The 2,777-nt window shown below is 73.2% G+C and carries 2 protein-coding genes; both read left to right on the forward strand.

Going from position 1 to position 2,777, the window contains the following annotated elements; translation table 11 throughout:
- The first annotated feature begins 893 nt into the window (after nt 1-893).
- Nucleotides 894-1,205 carry a hypothetical protein gene (locus FF36_RS31115; RefSeq protein ID WP_044888787.1) on the forward strand — a complete coding sequence of 104 codons (312 nt, stop codon included), beginning with the start codon at nt 894-896 and terminating at the stop codon, nt 1,203-1,205.
- A gap of 1,071 nt (nt 1,206-2,276) precedes the next feature.
- On the forward strand, nt 2,277-2,489 hold a 213-nt coding region (locus tag FF36_RS36605; RefSeq protein WP_206778506.1), incomplete at its 3' end, for a hypothetical protein.
- Nucleotides 2,490-2,777 lie beyond the last annotated feature (288 nt).

Below are 2,777 nucleotides of genomic sequence, written 5' to 3' on the forward strand. Positions count from 1 at the left end.
CCACCGCCGAAACAGGAGCGCTCCATGGACCCGATCCGCTACCGCGTCGCGATCTCCCCGTACGGCACGCCCACCAGCCCGGAACTCGCGACCGTCTACGCCACCCCGTACTTCCCGGACGGCTGCCCCGATCACATGCCGAACTGGCCGGCCAGCGACGGCCACTACGCCCCCCACATCACCGCGGTCTGCCCCGGCTGCCTGCCCGCCGCCCGCCTCGACGTCAACGTCTCCGACCCGTTCCCGGCCCCTGCCGCCAGCCCCATGATCTACGCGCTCGCCTCGCCCGCACCCGCACCCACACCCGACACCACCCGCCACGATCCCGCCCTGCTGCGTCTGCTGCGCGGCGCCGGGTTCACCCGCATGGCCTGGCTGCCCCTTCTGGGATTCCCAGACCCGTGCGTGTTCGTCGCCGACCACCCGACCGGCCACACCCGGATCACCCTGCACAGCCTCGGCCTCGAGTTCCACCTGCGCACCCCCGACGGCGNGCCGTTGCAGGGATGCCTCGGCCCCCACATCGACCTCGCGATCCTCACCACCGCCCTGCGCTCCACCGGCTACGCCACCCCCGTTCCGAACCCCAACGTCGGTAAGCCATCCCTGCCCGCCGGCGCCCGCCAGATCACCAGCATCGAAGCCGCCGGTCTGATCCTCACCGGTGACCGCTACCTCGCCGCCGACGACGCCGCCCACCTGATCGCCACTGGTGATCACGCGGGTGGGCNGCACCCCGATCCCGCCGTCGACCTGGGCCTGATCGACGCGGTGCGCAGCGGACGGATTCTCGCCGCCCGCCTGCCCGACGGTGCCCTCGTCTTCAACCCCAACCCGCGCCATTCCCCCTCCACCTGACCCCTCGCCCGACCCGCACCGCAAGGAGCCTCGACATGCCCGACCTCCAGCAGCGCGTCCTGATCATCCTGCGGGACGCCGACGCCCCCACCCGCCCCGCCGAACTCGCCTCGACCCAGATGGCCCCCTACTTCCCCGACGGCTGCCCGCCGACCCGCCCCGCCGGTCTGGCACGCCCCGCGCACTACCAGCCGCACGCCGACACGGTGTGCCCCGCCTGCATCGCCTCCTGGTCGAGCCACCACGTCGTCTCCGACCCCGCGACGGTCCCCGACCCCACCCCACCGGCCCTGCGCTTCACCTGGACCACGGCCTGGGAAAACGACCACACCGCCCTCGACGACTGACCACCGATCCGTCACCGGGGCGGCCATGGCCCACCCATGACCGCCCCGGGCGGACCGGCGCCACCCATCGCCCGCGCGGGTCGTGCGGCCNTCCAACCAGCGACTCTCTCGCCGGCACGGGCCGTGACCCCACCGCCATCGGCCCGGCCGGCCCCACCTGCCCCCCGCCGGAACATCCCCGTGAAGGAGATCCGTCATGTCCCCGGACCATGACACCCACCCCACGCCCGGCCGTCCCACCGACAACCTCTCCCCGCCGACCATCCACCCTGCGGCGGCCTCAACGGTCCCAGCCACGGGCACGGGACACCTCGCGCCGCGCACACCGGCGACGATCACCGTCCTGGCGATTCCCGCCGATCCCGCACGTCCCCACCGCCTCCTCGCCATCAACCCCTCGGACGACACGACGTTCAAAGACCTGGCAGGCGGCGGCTGCGAACCGATCGACCTCGAACAGGACGGCGCCGTGCTGTGGATGGGCGACCCGCCGCTGCCCGCAAGCACACCCCTCAACGAGCGCGCCACGGCCCTCGCCGCCTACCACCCGCGCAGGTTTCTCCCCGACCAGCCAATCCACGGCGACGTGATCATCACCGGCATGGTCGACTCCGACGGCCTAGACCTCCTCGACGTCCCCGCCTTCTACGCCCGCCTTCTCGACGCACCCCGTTACCGCGTGCACCTCCGCAGGAAGTACACCGCGGGAGGAATCANCCTCGGTGATCAGTACACCAGCCTGGTCGCCGCCTACCANGCCACCTGCGACGCGGCGCGCGCCACGGAAAAACGCCGGCCCGGAACGCATCTGACGGCCCGTGTCACCCCCGTCGACGCCACCCCGCCACCGCCCGCACCGTAGCCCGCCGTCCCGGCCGGTGCGGCCTCCTCCCAGCACCACCCGCGCGGGCTGTCGGCCCCCGCCCCCGCCCCCGCGCGGGCCGGCGCGGTCCGCGCACTGTTCACCACCCTCTGACCGCCCGGGTCGGGCCGAGACCACCCGGCCCGACCCGCACACCCCCACGAACCCAACCCCCCGCAGCGACCGCGCCCAGCCTCGAGGAGCCCGACATGGCCAGCCAGCCCGCCACCCCCACCCCAACCCCGACCCCACCGACCGGCGTCGCCGTTGCGCAGACACGCGACCGGGCACCCGAGGACCTCAAGGACCTGGTCGCCGCCTTGGGGGTCGCGGCCGAGACGACCGCCTCCCAGCTGGCACACGACCTGGAGCAGGCCGCCGCGCAGATGCTCGCGCTGGCCGGGAAGGTCCGCGCGGGCGAGNCNATCCGAGCCGAACGGCCACATCCGGACACCGTCACCAGGCTGGCCCTGCAGATCACCGACTACCAGGCCCGCCTCGAAGCATGGGCCGCTCTCACGCAGGTCCTGGGCACGGGGTGAGGCGACCGGCCCTACCCGCGGGGGGCCGGTCGCCCCCGTCCCCCCCGTGGCTCTGACGGTCTCAACTGGCCCCGGTGTGACGGCTGTACTGGGCCCCACCCTCACCCGCCCCTCTCCACGCCTGGAAAAAATACACAGACGTTTGGCATTCTTTTTCGCGGCGTGTGG

Origin of the sequence: Frankia torreyi, from assembly GCF_000948395.1 — a bacterium.
In the GTDB taxonomy this organism is placed as follows: Bacteria; Actinomycetota; Actinomycetes; order Frankiales; family Frankiaceae; genus Frankia; species Frankia torreyi.

Coding starts and splice junctions, on each gene's coding strand:
- FF36_RS31115 (WP_044888787.1), top strand. CDS start 894: ATGCCCGACCTCCAGCAGCGCGTCCTGATCATCCTGCGGGACGCCGAC.